At 33.1% G+C, this 16,732-nt stretch carries 18 protein-coding genes and 1 tRNA gene; 7 read left to right on the top strand and 12 right to left on the bottom strand.

The features are described 5' to 3' along the window. Positions 1-134: 134 nt before the first annotated feature. Genes AC2A1C_RS07255 through AC2A1C_RS07245 form a run of 3 tightly spaced genes read right to left on the bottom strand, consistent with a single transcriptional unit; the run spans position 135 to position 3,635 of the window. On the bottom strand, positions 135-2,417 hold the full coding sequence (locus AC2A1C_RS07255) for an NADP-dependent malic enzyme (RefSeq protein ID WP_484024801.1): 2,283 nt from the start codon (positions 2,415-2,417) through the stop codon (positions 135-137). Positions 2,418-2,459: 42 nt separating this feature from the next. Next, positions 2,460-3,320, bottom strand: coding sequence for an ATPase (locus AC2A1C_RS07250; protein WP_484024799.1), 861 nt, complete (start codon positions 3,318-3,320; stop codon positions 2,460-2,462). A gap of 60 nt (positions 3,321-3,380) precedes the next feature. Then, entirely contained in the window at positions 3,381-3,635 is a 255-nt protein-coding gene (locus AC2A1C_RS07245; RefSeq protein ID WP_484024797.1) for a hypothetical protein, read from the bottom strand. Positions 3,636-3,855: 220 nt separating this feature from the next. Here AC2A1C_RS07245 and AC2A1C_RS07240 point away from each other — a divergent pair, with 220 nt between their 5' ends. The 4 genes from AC2A1C_RS07240 to AC2A1C_RS07225 all read left to right on the top strand — a co-directional run bounded on the left by AC2A1C_RS07240 (position 3,856) and on the right by AC2A1C_RS07225 (position 7,603). Next, positions 3,856-4,314, top strand: a complete 459-nt coding sequence (locus tag AC2A1C_RS07240; RefSeq protein ID WP_484024795.1) for a GtrA family protein — start codon at positions 3,856-3,858, stop codon at positions 4,312-4,314. Between the two features lie 22 nt (positions 4,315-4,336). Beyond that, positions 4,337-5,074 carry a lysophospholipid acyltransferase family protein gene (locus AC2A1C_RS07235; protein ID WP_484024793.1) on the top strand — a complete coding sequence of 246 codons (738 nt, stop codon included), beginning with the start codon at positions 4,337-4,339 and terminating at the stop codon, positions 5,072-5,074. A 32-nt stretch (positions 5,075-5,106) separates the two neighbouring features. Continuing rightward, positions 5,107-6,555 (top strand): MFS transporter, encoded by a 1,449-nt coding sequence (locus tag AC2A1C_RS07230; RefSeq protein WP_484024791.1) that lies wholly within the window; start codon positions 5,107-5,109, stop codon positions 6,553-6,555. A gap of 61 nt (positions 6,556-6,616) precedes the next feature. Next, positions 6,617-7,603 carry a DUF3810 domain-containing protein gene (locus tag AC2A1C_RS07225; RefSeq protein ID WP_484024811.1) on the top strand — a complete coding sequence of 329 codons (987 nt, stop codon included), beginning with the start codon at positions 6,617-6,619 and terminating at the stop codon, positions 7,601-7,603. Between the two features lie 313 nt (positions 7,604-7,916). Here the strand turns inward: AC2A1C_RS07225 and AC2A1C_RS07220 are convergent. The 7 genes from AC2A1C_RS07220 to greA form a co-directional block, all read right to left on the bottom strand. Continuing rightward, a tRNA-Met gene (locus tag AC2A1C_RS07220) sits at positions 7,917-7,990 on the bottom strand. A gap of 46 nt (positions 7,991-8,036) precedes the next feature. Beyond that, positions 8,037-9,335, bottom strand: coding sequence for a peroxiredoxin family protein (locus AC2A1C_RS07215; RefSeq protein WP_484024789.1), 1,299 nt, complete (start codon positions 9,333-9,335; stop codon positions 8,037-8,039). Between the two features lie 49 nt (positions 9,336-9,384). After that, complete coding sequence (locus AC2A1C_RS07210; protein ID WP_484024787.1) at positions 9,385-9,609, bottom strand: hypothetical protein; 225 nt, start codon at positions 9,607-9,609, stop codon at positions 9,385-9,387. Between the two features lie 20 nt (positions 9,610-9,629). Then, positions 9,630-11,609 (bottom strand): T9SS type A sorting domain-containing protein, encoded by a 1,980-nt coding sequence (locus tag AC2A1C_RS07205; protein ID WP_484024785.1) that lies wholly within the window; start codon positions 11,607-11,609, stop codon positions 9,630-9,632. A 73-nt stretch (positions 11,610-11,682) separates the two neighbouring features. Further along, positions 11,683-12,864, bottom strand: coding sequence for an ATP-dependent Clp protease ATP-binding subunit ClpX (gene clpX / locus AC2A1C_RS07200; protein WP_484024784.1), 1,182 nt, complete (start codon positions 12,862-12,864; stop codon positions 11,683-11,685). Between the two features lie 47 nt (positions 12,865-12,911). After that, positions 12,912-13,301 carry an HIT family protein gene (locus AC2A1C_RS07195; RefSeq protein ID WP_484024782.1) on the bottom strand — a complete coding sequence of 130 codons (390 nt, stop codon included), beginning with the start codon at positions 13,299-13,301 and terminating at the stop codon, positions 12,912-12,914. Between the two features lie 74 nt (positions 13,302-13,375). Further along, entirely contained in the window at positions 13,376-13,846 is a 471-nt protein-coding gene (greA, locus tag AC2A1C_RS07190; protein WP_484024780.1) for a transcription elongation factor GreA, read from the bottom strand. A gap of 101 nt (positions 13,847-13,947) precedes the next feature. Here greA and AC2A1C_RS07185 point away from each other — a divergent pair, with 101 nt between their 5' ends. The 3 genes from AC2A1C_RS07185 to bamJ are packed head-to-tail and all read left to right on the top strand — an operon-like array spanning position 13,948 to position 15,580. Then, complete coding sequence (locus AC2A1C_RS07185) at positions 13,948-14,400, top strand: hypothetical protein (protein ID WP_484024778.1); 453 nt, start codon at positions 13,948-13,950, stop codon at positions 14,398-14,400. A gap of 12 nt (positions 14,401-14,412) precedes the next feature. Further along, positions 14,413-14,862 carry a D-aminoacyl-tRNA deacylase gene (gene dtd / locus AC2A1C_RS07180; RefSeq protein WP_484024776.1) on the top strand — a complete coding sequence of 150 codons (450 nt, stop codon included), beginning with the start codon at positions 14,413-14,415 and terminating at the stop codon, positions 14,860-14,862. A 34-nt stretch (positions 14,863-14,896) separates the two neighbouring features. After that, positions 14,897-15,580 carry a BamJ family beta-barrel-assembly machinery protein gene (gene bamJ, locus AC2A1C_RS07175; RefSeq protein ID WP_484024774.1) on the top strand — a complete coding sequence of 228 codons (684 nt, stop codon included), beginning with the start codon at positions 14,897-14,899 and terminating at the stop codon, positions 15,578-15,580. 52 nt (positions 15,581-15,632) lie between these two features. Here the strand turns inward: bamJ and AC2A1C_RS07170 are convergent, their stop codons facing one another. Together AC2A1C_RS07170 and AC2A1C_RS07165 are read right to left on the bottom strand one after the other, a co-directional pair. After that, positions 15,633-16,145: a hypothetical protein gene (locus AC2A1C_RS07170; protein ID WP_484024772.1), complete on the bottom strand. Its 513-nt coding sequence runs from the start codon at positions 16,143-16,145 to the stop codon at positions 15,633-15,635. Positions 16,146-16,191: 46 nt separating this feature from the next. Further along, a complete protein-coding gene (locus tag AC2A1C_RS07165) occupies positions 16,192-16,725 on the bottom strand; it encodes a hypothetical protein (protein WP_484024770.1) in 534 nt (177 codons plus the stop codon). Between the last annotated feature and the right edge of the window lie 7 nt (positions 16,726-16,732).

Genomic DNA, 16,732 nt, shown 5'->3' with positions numbered 1-16,732 from the left:
TTGAGAAGAGAAAGTATTGCAGTATCGGAATCCCTTTTCAAGCTTTAAACCCTGAAAAGGGATATTTTTTAGTTCTGAAAATAAAAGAATTGATTATAATGTATTACCCATACTTTTGTGTTCTTTCATACAAATTATTTTTCATCTCTTCTTTGTGCATCCAACACAGCTATTGTAGCCAGATTCACAATTTCATCTACACTGGATCTCATTTGCAGAACGTGAACAGGCTGTTTCAATCCCATCAAAATCGGCCCTACAACCTGAGCTACTTTCATCCCGCGAATAATTTTATAAGAAAGATTAGCACTTTCAAGATTCGGAAACACAAATACATTAGCAGGATCTGTTCCTAATTTTGAAAAAGGATAATCACTTAAATGATCGCTATCCATCGCAAAATCCGGCTGAATCTCTCCATCTACAACCATTTTCGGATATTTTTCATGGAGAATTTGTACTGCTTTGGCTACTTTTTTCGAAGTTTCCGATATAGCTGCAAAATTTTCAAATGCAAGCATTGCGATTCTTGGCTCAATAGCAAAAGATTTCACCGTCATTTCAGACATTTTTGCAATATTTACCAGATCTTCTACTGAAGGATTTTGGTTCACAGAAGTATCTGCAAAGAAAATTGGTTTTTTTTCGGACAAGATCATCATCATTCCGGCAATTTTATCTACACCTTTTTCTTTTTCTATCACTTCTAAAACAGGTCGTAAAACGGAGGTATAATTTTTGGAAAATCCTACAATTAATGCATCAGTATCTCCGTGTCTTAGCATCAATGGGCCAAAATAATCTCTTTGACGGACAAATCTTTTGGCTTTATACTCGTTCATACCTTTTCTTTGGCGAAGTTTCCAAAGCGTTTCACGATATTCCTTTCTTTTTGCTTTTTGTTCGTCATCACTCGGATCTACAATGGGAACATCCAGTTCGATCCCGAATTCCTTCATCTGAGATTTGATATATTTTTTATCACCCAAAAGAATCGGATGTGCAATTCCTTCTTCATATAAAATTTGGGCGGCTTTCAGTACATTGTATTCTTCAGCATTTCCAAGAGTAACACGTTTCGGGTTAGAACGGGCTCTGTTCTGCATCATTCGGATGAGCTTTTCATCACGCCCCATTCTGTCGAGAAGATGGTTTTCATAATCTTCAAAATTTTCAATTGGTTTTCCTGCAATTCCGCTTTCCATAGCTGCTTTGGCAACAGCAATGGAAACTTTCGTAATCAAACGATTATCAAAAGGCTTTGGAATGAAATATTCCCTACCAAAACTCAGATTTTTCAAATTGTACGCTAAAATCACTGCTTCCGGAACTGGCTCTTTAGCCAAATCTGCAATAGCTCTTACAGCCGCAAGTTTCATTTTTTCATTAATTCCTGTTGCCTGAACATCCAAAGCTCCACGAAAAATATACGGAAATCCGAGAACGTTATTCACCTGATTAGGATAATCGCTTCTTCCGGTTGCCATGATTACATCTTTGCGGGTAGACATGGCAAGATTATAATTAATTTCAGGATCGGGATTTGCCAATCCGAAAACGATAGGATTTTCAGCCATTGAAAGCAACATTTCCGGAGTCATAACGTCACCTTTGGAAAGACCAATAAAAACATCTGCATTTTTCACTGCATCTTCCAAAGATGAAATATCAGTTTGTGCTACAAAATCCAATTTTTCAGGAGTCAGGTTTTCTCTATTCTTATTGATAACGCCTTTACTGTCGCACATCAATATATTTTCTTTCCTTAGACCAAGTTCAATATATAATTTTGTACAGGCAATAGCAGCAGCTCCGGCTCCGTTTACCACCAGTTTTACTTCTTCTATTTTTTTGTTGGCAATTTCCAAAGCATTGATTAATGCAGCCGCAGAAATAATCGCAGTTCCGTGCTGATCATCATGCATTAAAGGAATATCGAGTTCTTCCTTTAGTTTTTGTTCGATATAGAAGGCTTCTGGAGCTTTAATATCTTCGAGGTTGATCCCTCCGAAAGTTGGAGCAATTCCTTTTACAATTTCTATAAATTTATCCGGATCTTTTTCATTGATTTCAATATCAAATACATTAATATCTGCAAAGATTTTAAATAGAAGACCTTTTCCTTCCATCACAGGTTTAGAGGCTTCCGCACCAATATCTCCCAAACCTAAAACCGCAGTACCATTGGAAATAACAGCAACCAGATTTCCTTTACCTGTATAATCATAAATGGTTTTCGGATCTTTTTCTATTTCTAAACACGGAACTGCAACTCCCGGAGAATATGCAAGAGACAAATCTCTTTGCGAAGAATGTGGCTTTGATGGTATGACTTCTATTTTACCTTTCGGTTCTGCCTTGTGATAGTCTAATGCTGCTTTATTAAAATTTTTTTCGTCTCTATTATTGGCTGACATAAGTATATTTTAGGAATTGAAAAATTATGATTTTTTTGGAAATTATAATTGAGGAATAATGTAAGTTTTATGATATTCTACCAGTTTCTCAATAGGCTTCTGAACAATTACACCAATATTTAAATGAAATTCTGCTGCAGCTGCTCTCAAGATATCTTCATAGTAATAAGCTATAGAACCTATAAAATTGACTTCACAGTTTTTGCTTTCTTCGTAAGGAAGAACCTGATAATCAAAATAATTTTTAAGTTCCTCGAAAACCAAATGCTGCAAAAACGGATGCTCTTTCCGATCGACAATAAATTTGCTAAAATCTGCCAAATATGCATTAGCTCTGGAATTATGATACATATTTTTTATAAGATCTTCAATTTCCAGATTATACGTCTCTGAAAATTGCTGATGAAGATCGGGTGGAAGTTTCTTCATAAAATAATTTTTTACAAGAAGCTTTCCCAATGCACAGCCACTCCCATCATCACCAATGAGAAATCCAAGAGAAGGAAGTTCTCTTTTCACCATTGTTCCATCAAAATAACAGGAATTGGAGCCGGTTCCCAAAATGCAAACAATTGCCGGTTTCCCATTATATGCAGAATAAGCTGCTGCAGTCAAATCTTCCTTAATTACAAATTTAGAATTGGTGAAAAATTGTTTCAATGCATTTTCCACCTTGACACAGTTTTCTACCACTCCACAACCTGAGCCGTAGAAAAACACATGATCCACTTCATGTTTTACATTAGAAAGTTCCTGATTGCTCTGAAGTTCTACAGGTATCTTATTTACGTCTATAATATTAGGATTAAAACCAGTGGTATTGGTCTTAAATTGAAAATTGCCCTGATTATCCAGAACAACCCAATCGCATTTTGTAGAACCACCATCAACAATAATTATCATATTTTAGCAAAATTTAGGTTTGCTAAAATATGAAATTAAATGTTAAAATGATCTGATAGATTAATCATCTTGTTCTTTCCTGTAATCAATAAGCCAATCATTGATTTCATCTTCTAAAAAAGTCGTTTGCAGTTTAATCGCATTAATAAAATCATCAGGAACTGCCGGTCCGTCAGAATTTTCAAGATTCCAAAGTTCTTGTGACATCAATTCGTATTCTGAATAAATACGTTTAAATCGTAAATTGGATTTTTCAAGCTCTTCAATTTTTTTTTGCTGGGGTGTAAATTTCCTAAACGGTTGATTGGTTTTCAAGGCGGTTATTTTTAATCTGTTAGATAAATAAGGATTATAAAAGCACGTGCCTCAAGATAAAAAATGCATTTCTGTTAATATTTAAATACGCATATATTATCAGGTAATATTTCGTAAACTGATAAATTAAATTTAAAAATATTTTCCCAACTAAAAAATTTTTTTTGAATGAATTTTGATGAATTAACATTATGTTTAAATTTGCAGCATAATAATTCGGATGAAACATCTTTTACTCAAACAGAAACAGGTTTTGTTTTTTGTTATTGCTGGTGGACTAAGTGCTATTTTGGAAATTGGTTCATTCAAAATCTTTAGTGTGTATATCCCTAAAATCCTTCCTCAGGAAATAGATTTTCATGGAATACATTTTCCGTTGAGTAATATTTTTTCTACCGCTTGCGGAATTATTTCCAATTATTTTTTCAGTATCTGGTTCGTATTCGAAAGAGGAAAGCATTCCAAAAAAAGAGAGTTTGCCTATTTTATGGCTGTTTCTGTTTTTTCTACAATATTAAGTCTTGCTTTTTTCCAAATCTTTTTCAGGTTTGTTTTTGTAGACAACATCGATATGGGATTTTTCGTTTTCAGTCCTGAGATATTAAGTAAAATTTTTGCTATCGTACTTGTATCCATACTAAACTATTCTGTAAAAAAAAGATTGATTTTCAATGGATAGATCACTATTTTTGGAAATTTAAATGATAAAAGTATTAAATTATTTATGGAGAGGGTGGCTGGTAATTCTGGGCGCCATTCTTACTATCCTATTTTTTGTTCCGGTTTATATTCTTTCCTTTAGAAAAGAACATTATAAATATGCCTATTTTTTTGTAAGACTTTGGTGTTATGGAATGTTCTATGGAATGGGCTTCCGATACACATTAAAAAACCTTACCGATAAGAAAATTGATAAAAACAAACAATATGTTATTATTGCCAATCACACCTCTATCATAGATGTGATGCTTCCATGTATTCTTTTTCCTCATCATCCGATTTGCTTTGTAGGAAAGAAAGAACTGGTAAAAATTCCTATTTTCGGTACTATCTATAAAAGAATCTGTGTAATGGTTGATCGATCTTCTGCAAGGAGTCGTGCTGATGTATATAGAAGGTGTGCTGAAAGAATGGAAGAAGGTGATAGCATTGTCATTTTTCCTGAAGGTGGAGTTCCGGATGATACCAATGTTCTACTGGATAATTTTAAAGATGGTGCTTTTATCCTTTCTACAAAACACCATTTTTCTTTAGCCGTTTTTACGTTTGCAGGATTAAAAGAAATGTTTCCTTTCGATAATGGAAAAGGACATCCCGGAGTTGTAAAAATCTATTTCAATGACATACTAGAACCGGAACTTACTTCCGCAGAACAAAAATTAATTTCTCAAAATGAGATAAAAAAAACATTGGAATCGCATTACTTTTCAAAAAAATAAATATATTTGTTATTAAGAAATTTTTAACAAGTATGTCCAATAACTATTCTAAACAAACCAATTGGGGGCAATTCGCTTCATTGGTTTCCGTATTTTTTTTCTGGGGATTTGTAGCAGCGAGCAATGATATTCTGATCCCAGTTTTCAAAAAAGCCTTTAATCTTTCACAAAGCCAGAGCCAATTGGTTTCAGTAGCTTTTTATGTTGCTTATACAGTGGGCTCGCTAATTTATATGTTTATTTCAAAAGGAATAAAACAGGATCTAATCAATAAAATCGGTTACAAAAACGGATTGATTCTTGGACTTCTGATTTCTGCGGCAGGAACATTATTATTTTATCCGGCTGCAAATTTAGGCTCATTTCCACTAATGATTTCTGGACTTTTTATTGTAGGTCTAGGATTTTCTTTGCAACAAATTGTAGCTAATCCTTTAGCAATAGAAGTTGGCCCAAAAGAAACCGGCTCACAACGTTTGACTATGGCTGGAGGTGTTAATAATTTTGGTACTACCATCGGACCACTTATTGTAGCTTTTGCAATTTTTGGATCCGCTACTGCTGCTAATACAGATGCAAGTATTGAATCGGTAAAAATTCCATATTTGGTTTTGGGTGCTGCTTTTATTCTTGTTGCTATTATGCTGAAGTTCTCTTCTCTTCCTACAGTAACACCAACAAATTTAGAAGATACAGATGATAATGTAAAAGGTGAACACCGAAGTTCTGCATTTCAGTATCCACAATTAGTTTTAGGAATGATTGCTATTTTTGTATATGTAGGTGTTGAAGTTTCCACAGCAAGTAATTTGCCTGCATATATGGAAAAATCTTTAGGATTTGCGACTAAGGATACTGCCCCTTACGTTTCTTTATACTGGGCATCTCTAATGATCGGACGTTGGACTGGTGCAGTAGACGCGTTTGATGTAAGTGCTGGTTTCAAAAAAATATTACGCTTTTTAGCTCCTTATCTTGCTTTCGGAGTTTTCTTATTAGTAAACGCTATTGCGAAGCATGATCTTTCCCATTTTTACGTATATGGTTTAATAATTCTTGTAATGATTGCTTGTGATATTATGAGTAAAGGAAATCCTGCAAGAATGTTGCTTATATTTTCCGTTGCAGGAATTGCAGCTTTATTAGTCGGAATGCTTACTACAGGAATGACTTCAGTTTATGCATTTACAAGTGTTGGTTTATTTTGTTCAACTTTATGGCCTTGTATTTTCGCTTTAGCTATTAATGGTTTAGGAAAGCACACCAATGAAGGTTCAGGATTTCTTATTATGATGATTATGGGAGGCGGAATTGTAAGCTGGACACAAGGAAAACTTGCCGATATGACCAGCATACACACAAGTTATATTGTAGGTATCATTTGCTTCGCTTATCTTGCCTTTTATGCAATAAGAGTAAGCGGAATTTTAAAATCCCAGGGAATAGATCTTGATAAAATAAAAAGTGAGGGTGGACACTAACAAAAAAAACTCATATTATAAAAACAGATTTTGGGCAGGGATTTTACTTGCCCAATTTCTTTTGTTTTATGTACTATCTAAAATAAATTTTGTCATTTCCTTAAACGAATCCTTTTTTGAAATTCAAAAAAAGATTCATCAAAACTTTTTTTCTTGGATTCCTTTTTCGTTAGGAGATATCTTATATATTTTACTGACTATTTTATTCATTTATTATTTCATTAAAATTTTAAAAAAGAAAAGCAGAAAGGAGTCTGTGACAAAATTGTTGATTACTCTCAATTGTATTTACTTTATTTATCAATTCTTTTGGGGGCTACTCTATTTTCAGGAACCTTTGATTAAAAAACTTTCAAAAGAAGAACCCAACCTGAACGAAACAAAGGCTTTGGTTTGGAAATATTTAGAACGCTGCAAAAATTCCCGCGAATTAGTAAAGGAAGATCAAAAAGGAGTTTTCAAAATTACTGATCAGAAAGAATTAGAATATGAAATTTTGAAGAGCCAAAACAAAATCCCTCAATGGATCACCCATAAGAAAGGAACTGAAGTACATTCTTTCAAAACAAGTATTTTCAGAGGTATTATGAATTATACCGGAATTTTAGGATACTATAACCCGTTTACAGCGGAAGCTCAGTATAATCCGGAATTACCATCTTCTTATATTCCATTTACATTAGCACATGAAAGCTCCCATCAATTAGGTTTTGCTCGTGAACAAGAGGCAAATTTTATCGGCTTTCTCATTGGCAAAGATTCTGAAAATGCAGATTTAAAATACAGCACCAATTATTTTGTGTTGAAAAGCCTTTTAAATTCATTAGTTGAAGAAAATCCGGAATTTGTAAGACAAGTTTTAAAAAAATATTCTTCAGGAATGAAAAGAGATCGCCTTAATGAAAAACTCTTCATTCTACAGCACGAAGGCCCTCTTGATAATTTTTTTGAAATGACTAATAACCTTTTCTTAAAATCAAATCAACAGGAAGGAAGCATCACATATTCTTATTTTATTGATTTATTAGTACGGTATGAAAGGGATTAAGATAAAAAAGAATCGCGTTTCTCAACGCGATTCCAAAAACACAAATGATGAAAAAAAATTTATTACTTTTTAGTAACAAAAAATGCTCTATCAAAGCGTCGTAAAGATACATTAATTTTAGAAAACGCCAAATATTTTTTGATTTTTTTTTACTAATTTATGATTATAAAAAAATAAATATAAAAAATATTCATTGAAAAACAAAAATTATTAAATAAGTAATAATGATAAATATTTATACTTAAAAATAACGCAACATTAAATAAATATGAATGGAAAATAAAAAAATCTCAATTTACATTGAGATTTTTTGTAGCGAAGACGGGATTTGAACCCGTGACCTTTGGGTTATGAATCCAACGCTCTAACCACCTGAGCTACCTCGCCTTTTTGGTGGCGCAAATATATAAATAATTTGCTTTTTACACAAGTATTATTTTAAATTGAAGTAACTAATTACATCTTTTACATGATCTGGTTTTGCAACTATTTTATTATCAGAATCTAATATAAAATAGGAAGGAGTAGCATGTACATTATATGTTTCTGTATATGAACAATACCATCCCTTCAATTCAGAATCATTGATCCAAGGGAAACTTTTTATCTTAGCTACATAAGAATCTTTATCTGAGTCAAGAGATAGTCCTATAACTTCCACGTTTTGCTTTTTAAGCTCCAAATACTTCTCTAAAATCTCTGGAAGTTCCTTTTCACAATGTGAACAGGTGGATGACCAAAATACAATGATCTTCTTTCCGGCTTTTATATCATGAATGCTTTTAGCAGTTGTGTTTACAACATTCACAAATTTATAATTTGGAAATTTTGCACCTATTTCGGTATTCACATTACTTTTAATAGTAGAAGTCAGTCGATCATTTATGGTACACTTTAAACCTTTAGCTTCGGCAAGATACTTAGTTTTTAAATCATTCATTCCATATAGATCAAAAACATCTATTAATTCGGAAAGTACAGTCTGACCTCTTGGTGTTTCAATATTAACAGCATTCAAAAGATCATCAATAGCGCCTGAGACATTTGTTGTACTGGAACTTGAACCCGACGCCAAATTCAAATATGAAACTAATATGGGTCTCATTAAAGAAGATGTCTCAAGCAAATCATTTGATTTTACCAAAAATTCACGAATATCTTTTTCAGTAGCAGGTTGCTTTGTCGCATCCTTTAGAATAAACTTATTATAATTAGAACTGTAATAACTAATAAATGGAAATTTAGAAGCATCTGGAGTGGCCTCTGAAAGTCTGTCAATCTCTCTATCCAATGCACCTCCAAAATCTGAACTTTTCTGGTAGTACTCTTTGATTTGATACAAAGCTGGAAGTATATATTCCCTTTTCTGCTGAACATCTTGAATAGAAGCCATTAAAGAGTTAGCCTCATCCAAAAAATCTACTTTAGAAATTTTGTTATTATTTGTCAATACTTTTAATTTGACATCTTTATTTTCAGAAATAAAATTCAGAGACGTATTTGTTTCAGGAAAAAAAACTTTCATCATACCGACATACGGTTTAGAAATACTGATATTCCAACTATTCCCACTACGATTCTCTTTGGTTTTCAGTATATCCTTCGATCCGTCCAAAGTATAAATGTATGCTTCTTTAGAACTAAATTCTGAGGGAACTTCAATAGTAACTTTAAACTGAGATTGAGCATTGAAAAAAGAACCCAATACCAAAAGTGTTATAAATTTTTTCATACACAAAAATAAAAAAAAACTCACTAAAAATAGTGAGTTTTATATTGTTTTAGATATTTTTAATCAGCTTTGACTTTCTACTTAAAGTGAGAACAATAAAAACTATTCCGACAATTAATAACCAAATTACATATCCATCAATAGGCTGAGAAATTGCACCTATATCCCCTTCTTCTCCTGGAGGAGGTGGAGGCGGAGTTTGAGCGTTTGCTAAAAATCCGAATATTAAAAGGAAAACTAAGGTTAAATTTCTATAAAATATATTATTTTTCATTCTTCGTGGTTTTGGTTTTACTATTTAACAATTTTTTTGGTGACCACTTCTCCATTATTAGAAGTTGTTCTTACTATATATAATCCGTTGGCTTTTATGTCTATAGGAATAATATAGTCTTGTGATGTAGAAACATTCTTTTTTGAATGGATAAGTTGCCCCGCCGCTGAATATACTTCAACATCAGCAGACTTCCAGTTTTTAGCAAAACGTATAACCCAATCAGTGTCTTTTTTAGCAACTATAGTTTGAGAAAGTACTGCGTCAGAACTTGCTAAGAAACTTTCCGGAGTATCATAATATAGTCCATAGTTTCCATTAGTAAGTGCAATACTTGCACCATCAACTATTTGAGTTACCTCATTATTTACTTTAATATAAAATGATTTTCCTGAAGAAAGTTGTTCACCATTTTGCAATCTATCACCTCCTTCATAAACTTCAAAACTTAAAGTTGCTCCATTGGTACTTTCAATTTTTAAAGGGATTTCTTTTTTAGCAAAATTAAATTCATTAGCCGAATTAATATAAAGCATACCTTTTTGAGCTACATCTTCCCCACCAGATGCTAATTCTTCTTTTGTATATATTGGATATTTCAATACATAAGCCTGAAGTTCTCTGCTATCAGAAAAACCTGTTTGAGCAGAAGGTGTAACAGCATAGTAAGTTCTTCCCATTTCATTTCCAGAAGAATCTTTCAAAATAACAGCAACTTGTTTTACAATTTTATCAGAAGGGATTGAAGAAGCGCCCTTACCGGCAACATTATATGTATTAGAAGTTCTACGGGTTTGAGAAAATCTTCTTGTATTTTGCATACTGAAATCTGTACTTGGAGACACATAGTCTTTATCCATTTTAATATAAAATTCACCCATAGGTTTTACAACAGAAGTAACATCTCCACCTTGTAAAACTCCACCTGAAGTTGTTGCAAAATTGATACCTGTAGTTGAATATGTGGAACCCTCTCCATTTTGCCAAGTAACTCCATTCGCTCCAAAAGTAGCAACACCATAAAGTCCTTTGATTTCAATACCATCTCCTGAAGCTCCTTCATTATGACCTATATACTTAAGGTCAATATTCATTAAAAAAGGATTTGCAAGTTGATATAGATTTTTTCCATAATCAGCTTCCCAAGCTGGAGTTCCAGAAGTTCCTCCTCCTGAGCGAAATGGATCAGTAATATAGGAGTTATATCTTTCTGCATAAAAGTTTTTAGTATTTCCGTTGATTCCGAAATTGATTCCGGCTGCAGCTCCGGTTAGACTAAACTTTACATTAGCATCTTCGTCAGATGCAGGAGTACCGGAAAACGTTTTAAGATTGTTCACAGCATCCCACTCCTCATTAAAAGCAGTGCCGAGTGCATTTTGACTTCTTCTTGGAAGGATATAATAATCGGTAGGTTTTCCGACTACAGTTGTATTAGCACCTGTGATTTGGTCATACCTAGCTCTTGCGTTGTTCCACTTAAAAATAGATGCTACATTAAATCTACCTGTATAGTTCAATGTAGTAGTAGTAGTGTTTAACCATGATGCATTTACATTACCCGGCTCAATAGCATTCTTTATATCCTGAATAGTGAAATTATAGAAAGGCAAAGAAATTTGCTGTCTACCAAGAGAACCTAACTGATCTGAGCTATTATTATCAGCCTTATATTCCTTATTCACTTTTCCACTAATGCTACCTTGGGAAACGCCAGTAATATAAAGTTGTCCGTAGGTAGAGCTATTAGTATATTTTAATCTAAAATCTGCTCCAGATGCAATATTAAAAACGTCTGTACCAGGAGTACCTACAACCATAATATCACCTTCGTTATCAACTTTACCACTACCTGTATTCTGCCAACCACCTCCGGAATAAACCAGAGCACCATCTTTAACGGTAACAGCAGCATTGTCCCCAACAAAAGTCAACACTTGAGCATTCACAAAATGTGCAGCGAACACTAAGCTTCCTAAAATTAATAAATCTTTTCTCATAATTCTATTGGTGTGTTTTTGTTACTATTTCTCGTGCAAATTTAAAAATAATTTTTTAAATACCAATATTATATTAAATTAATACGTTTTCTTTATTCAGTATCAGCCTTTTTTCTTCTCCTATATGAAACATATAATCCTCCAAAACTTTCTCCGTAGTTCCGCGCAATCCTCTTGCTCCAAGACCTTTTTCAATAGTTTCATCTACAATTTTTTCAATTGCTTCATCTGTAAACACCAATTCCACCTCATCCATCTTGAAAAGCTCGGTGAACTGGTTAATAATTGAGTTTTTTGGTTCTTTCATTATGCGAACCATAGTTTCTTTTGTAAGTTTGTCCAAATAAGTAATAATTGGAAACCTTCCTAAAAGTTCCGGGATGAGTCCAAAACTTCTCAAATCTGTTGCATTAATTTGAGACAAAACATCATCTTCTTCATCCACCTTATTTATTTTTTCAGAACTAAATCCAATTGCTTGTTTATTTAGTCTTCTTTCAATAATCTGTTTGATTCCATCAAATGCTCCACCAGCAATGAAAAGAATATTCTGAGTATTCACCTGAATATATTTTTGATCAGGATGTTTTCTCCCACCTTGCGGAGGTACATTCACAATACTCCCTTCTAATAATTTCAGTAATCCTTGCTGAACACCTTCTCCGGAAACATCTCTTGTTATACTTGGATTATCTGATTTTCTTGCAATTTTATCAATCTCATCAATAAAAACGATCCCTTTTTCCGCTTTTTCTACATCATAATCTGCAACCATCAATAACCTTGAAAGAATACTTTCCACATCTTCTCCCACATATCCGGCTTCAGTAAGAATCGTAGCATCTACAATACAAAACGGCACATTCAATTCACGAGCAATTGTTTTCGCCAATAAAGTCTTTCCTGTTCCCGTCTCTCCAATCATTATAATATTGGATTTTTCTATTTCTACTTCACGATTTTCAACTTTGGCATGAAGAAGCCTCTTATAATGATTATAGACTGCTATAGAAAGTTGTTTTTTTGCCTGTTCTTGTCCTATTACATATTGATCTAAAAATTCTTTAATTTCTTTAGGCTTTTTAAGCTCCCCCATATTTTCCGCAGGAGAAAAGCCATTTTCTGAAACATTACTTTTAACAATTGTATGAGCCTGCTCTATACAATTTTCACAAATAAATCCATTTTGTCCGGAAATCAGCATTTGTACTTCATTTCTTTTTCTTCCGCAAAATGAACATTGGTTAGGGTTCATAAATTATTTAAGATATAATAAAGATAATAATTTTTTTTTAATAATAATCAATTATTGATTAATTTTTCTTGAATTTTTTGATATTCTTCTGGACTGAACTTCAATCTCACATTTCTAAAATTCATATCTTCCATTTTAGTAATGGGAACAAGATGAATATGGGCATGTGGAACTTCCAGCCCAACAACAGCAACAGCAACTCTTTTATCAGGATATGCCTTCCCTAATTGTTTGGCTATTCCCTGAGCAAAATTCCAAAGATTTTTAAACTCTTCATTTTCAAGATCAAAAATCAGGTCTATTTCTTTTTTGGGAATCACCAAAGTATGTCCTTCTACTAAAGGCATTGCATCTAAAAACGCCAAATGATCATTATCTTCAGCTATTTTATAACAAGGAATGTGTCCATCGACTATTTTGGTGAATATACTACTCATGTTTTCTTTGTTTTATAATGTGTAAATTTTCAAATGCAAGTTACATTTTTTGCGTTCTCATTATTTTACAACTTTTATAGAGAAATTTCCAAAACTTCAAAAGAAAGTTTATTACCGTTTGGCAGCACAATATCTGCTGTCTCTCCTACTGCTTTACCAAGAAGACCTTTAGCTATAGGTGTATTCACAGAAATTTTTCCTGATTTCAGATCACTCTCATTATCAGGTACTAATTTGAATTTTTGTTCTTGTTTTGTAATTAGGTTTTTTAGGCGAACAGTCATCAGAATAGACACTTTAGAAGTATCCAACTGAGATTCGTCAATTACTTTAGAGTTGGCAATAGTATCTTTCAATTTAGAAATTTTCATTTCCAGCATTCCCTGAGCCTCTTTTGCGGCATCATATTCTGCATTTTCAGAAAGATCTCCTTTATCGCGAGCTTCAGCAATCTGCTGAGTAATTTTTGGCCTTTCAACAGTTTCAAGGTGCTCCAGCTCCGCTTTCATTTTATCAAGTCCTTCTTTTGTAACATAAGTTGCCATATTTTTCTAAATTTAGCGTTAGTATAAAAAAATAATCCGACATTTGCCGGACAATGTTATCGTTAAAATTTCGTTCTACAAATATAAGAATTATTTTTGAAATGAAAAATAAATTTTTGCATGCTTTTTCATTAATCCTTTTGATTTTCAGCTTTTTATCTCCAATTGAATCATGTGGCAATCGTGAAGATACAGTCAATTGCTTTCCGAGTACTAATATCAATGTTGTTCTTAATCTTAATCTTCCTGCCTATTTTGATTTGCAAACGGTTGGAGGTTGGATTTATGTAGATGAGCAAAGCTCCGGAACTCGTGGATTAATAGTTGTACGAACTTCTAACGGTTTTAAAATTTATGATAGAAATGCTCCCCATATCTGTCCGGAAGATACAACAACCCTAAATGTTGTAAATAATATCAAAATCGTATGTCCAAAAGATGGAGCAGAATGGATTCTTATCACAGGTCAGCCTACTTCGGTTGCCAACATTCCTCCAAAAACTTATCTTTATAATTATGATTCTTTCAGCAATACTTTAACGGTTTACAATTGATTTAGGTTTTAAATGAAGGCAGTTATACAAAGAGTCTCTGAAGCAAGTGTAAAAGTAGGAGGAGAAATTGTTGGAAATATTTCTATGGGTTTATTATTACTGATAGGAGTTCATGAAGATGATGGTAAAGAAGATGCGGATTGGCTTGTTCAGAAAATTTTAAATCTGAGAATTTTTAGCGATAATGAAGGCAAGATGAATCTTTCTGTGATGGACATCAAAGGAGAGATTCTTTGTATCAGTCAGTTTACTTTAATCGCCGATTATAAAAAAGGGAACAGACCTTCTTTTATAAAAGCTGCAAAACCTGAAAAGGCAATTCCACTTTTTGATTATTTCAAAGAAGAAATTGCAAAATCCGGATTGAAAACCGAAAGTGGGATTTTCGGCGCCGATATGAAAGTTTCTTTACTCAATGACGGACCTGTAACTATTGTTATGGATTCTGCTACAAAATTGTAAATTTGCAACAACTTAATAATTTATATTCAAAAAAATGAAAAAAACATTAACTACTCTGGTTCTTTTAACCGGATTTGGTTTTTCTTTCGCCCAAAAAACATATACAGAAGACCAAAAAGCATCGTATTATATAGGTCTTGATATAGCACAAAACATGAAAAGACAAGGATTTTCTGTGGATGCTGATCTTTTGGCTCAGGCAATGAAAGAAGAGTTTTCCGGAAAACCAAAATTATTTCCTTTAGAGGAAAAGGATACTTTTTTACAAGGTTTTATGCAGAAGCAAAATGAAAAAATGCTTGCCCAAATGAAATTGAAGGCTGAAGAAAATAAAAAGAAAGGTGCTGAATTTTCTGCAAAAAACAAGCAAAACCCAAAAATAAAAACAACAGCAAGCGGTTTACAATACGAAGTTTTGAAGGAAGGTGAAGGAACTGCAAAACCTACTGCTACAAGTACTGCAAATGTAACCTATACAGGAAAACTGATGGACGGAACGGTTTTCGATTCTACTGATAAAAATGGTGGAAAACCAATTGAACTCAATCTTTCGAATGTAATAAAAGGTTGGACAGAAGGTATCCAACTAATGAACAAAGGAGCTAAATACAAATTTTACATTCCTTCTGATTTGGCTTATGGAGATGAAGGAGCAGGTGGTGTAATTCCTCCAGGAGCTACTATTATTTTTGATGTAGAACTCGTAGATTTTAAATAAAAAATAAAAATCCGTCCGAAAATATTTTCAGACGGATTTTTTATTGATAAAACTAATTAGCAGGAACACTTGAAAAATTTAGTGCAACTCTGATATTCATGTCAGAAGATGTCTGATTTTTTAGAATATAGACCGTTCTCACCGTAAGTCCGGAACTTTTCACAATAGTATCCAAATATCCGGATTCATTCAGATCCAAAGTAAGGCTTTTCGCATTTGTATTGATATCACTTCTTGAAGCTACCAACTTTTCTCCTGCTCCGGATGATGATATATAAACTTTTATAGATTTCAAATCACTCAAACTTCCGTTGGAAGGTGATACTACATTTATTTTAGCTTCAGAAATTCTAATGTTTTTAATATTTGCATTGTTATTCCCTCCTATCCATGTCTGGACATTTGAAGCTGTGGAAGTAGAAGATACTTCTTGATTGGCAGGAACTCCTGTAGAAATCAAAACATTTGCAGTATAAGGAAATGTGTTCTGAACAATAGATTGAACCGTACCACAACTAACAAAAACTGATGAACCAATAACTGCCGTTAAAAAAATATTTTTCATATTATTATATTTGGATATTCAGGATTTTACAGAAATTGTACCAAAGCTATTCTACACTTATTGTAAAACTTCCTTTTGCCTCTCCTGAAACCATATTGCTTTTTCCTACAATGAGCCATATCTCACCATTTTTTGAAACAGCATAATTTTTTATACTCTGGTTAAATGGTCCATCATAGCTTCCATCCGGAAGTCTAATCTGGTTGATGCGGATATTCATGTTCCTATTTTTAGTAGCAACAGTTGCGGAAATTTCTGGCTTTTCAAAATTTTTGATTTTCAGAATAAGTTTTTGATTTTCAGAAACAAATTCATCACCTATACTAAATGGAAGTTGTGATGCATCTGTCTCACGAATGATCTCATCTCCTTCATTTTGTCGCATGATACCTTCTTTTAAAACTTTTTTTACCCTTGGAGAATTATTGATAATTGAATCTCTTATCGCAATAGAATCCGCTTTGCTCTTTGCAATTTCTTCTGTTGTTTTTACAGAATCTTTTACCGAAGTTTCTGTAATAGGAACATCTTTTTTGCAGGATAAAATAACGAGGGGAATCAAAAAAAGTATCTTTTTCATAGTATCA

The organism is Chryseobacterium sp. HNCC26DJ241, from assembly GCF_057180505.1.
This window is presented reverse-complemented; position numbering and strand designations above follow the sequence as displayed.